Source organism: Sulfitobacter sp. HI0129 (assembly GCF_001635395.1).
Classification (GTDB): domain Bacteria; phylum Pseudomonadota; class Alphaproteobacteria; order Rhodobacterales; family Rhodobacteraceae; genus Sulfitobacter.
This window is the reverse complement of sequence record NZ_LWGH01000672.1, coordinates 1-1297: the sequence shown is the minus strand read 5'-3', so window position 1 is coordinate 1297 and position 1297 is coordinate 1. Positions and strand designations below refer to the sequence as shown.

The window sequence follows — 1297 nt, the reverse complement described above, 5'->3', positions numbered from 1 at the left end:
CGTCTCGCGAATAGCGCGAATAATAGGTTGACCTGACCCGGGTCGACTGTCGCCTCCCTGAAGTTTGGAGAGCTGACAGTCCGCCCCACCGGTCTCAACCTGGTACGGGGGATGTGCGGTCCGACTGCAGACGCATCGTATCTATCCTCAAACTTGAATAACCGCATGGGCAAGGAGCCTGTGCATGCCTTGAGGAAGAAAGATGGCTTGTCCGACCCACACAGATCCCCATCAATCGCTGTTTTCCAGCGCGCAATCTTTGTGCTCGATTCGTGAATTTCGCTCACCAGAGGGCGCGGGTTTTTCGAATTCTGACGTCTTCGATCCCAAAGGTCAGCTGTTGAGCTGTGCCAAACCGTCGCAGTTGCGCGCCGTGCTTGGAAAATCGATTCCCGAAGGGGTTCAGAAACATAAGTGCGAAAATTTTCGGCTTCATTTGGGGCTGCGCGACGATGGCAAGACAATCTTGTGTCCTACATCTGACGCCACGCGAGATCAGGGTGATTGCCACAACATGTGCCTGCCGCCAGGTGATGATGCTTTGTGTAGAGGATCCTTTAAGGCTCTGATTTTTCGCAAACATTTCTCGCGCGATACAGGATTCCGTGCAGAATTTCCAGCCCCGAAGAGCGGCTTTCAGAGCCATCACGCAGGGGCTAAGAAATCGCCGCAAGCCCAAGGGCAAACACAGACCTGGACCGAAAAGGAGGACCTGACCATGACGACCTAAAAAGAAAAACGCCTGTCCTGCGCCAACAGGACAAGCGTTCACCAAGGCGGGAGTAATCCACCAATCACAAAAGAAGCCATAGCCGAAACGGCGCTCGGCTTCAAGGATCTCCCCGCCCTCCACATCGGATCTTCTTAGTGCAACGCCCCGCTTAAGCCCGGGACGTGACCGGACCCGGATTGTCCTGAGCACCGCCGAAGAGATCATGCCCCATAGCGTGGTGTAACTCGCGGCTGGCCGGGCGCTTTCGACGGCCGAGCTGATCAGTCCGTCTGCGTTGCAGGCAGGCTGATGATGGGATCATCGCAGACCGGTGCCAAGGTTTCCAGCGTCATGTATCGCGCACGCTGCACAGTCCATTCTTCGGTCTGCTCCATGAGGATGGCGCCGACGAGGCGTCGTATGGCAGCCTCATTTGGAAAGATCCCGACGACGTCTGTCCTGCGCTTGATCTCGCCGTTCAAACGTTCAATCGGATTCGTCGAATGCAACTTCGTCCGATGCTGTTGGGGAAAGGTCATGTAGGCGAGCACGTCTTCCTCGGCATCATCCATCAGCCCAGAGAGC

General features: G+C 56.1%; 2 protein-coding genes. Both read right to left on the bottom strand.

Annotated elements, in window-relative coordinates:
* Positions 1-283: 283 nt before the first annotated feature.
* Positions 284-853, bottom strand: coding sequence for a hypothetical protein (locus A3764_RS17120; protein WP_067268441.1), 570 nt, complete (start codon positions 851-853; stop codon positions 284-286).
* A 140-nt stretch (positions 854-993) separates the two neighbouring features.
* The coding region (locus tag A3764_RS17115) for a transposase (RefSeq protein ID WP_201722456.1) at positions 994-1297 on the bottom strand (304 nt) is incomplete at its 5' end.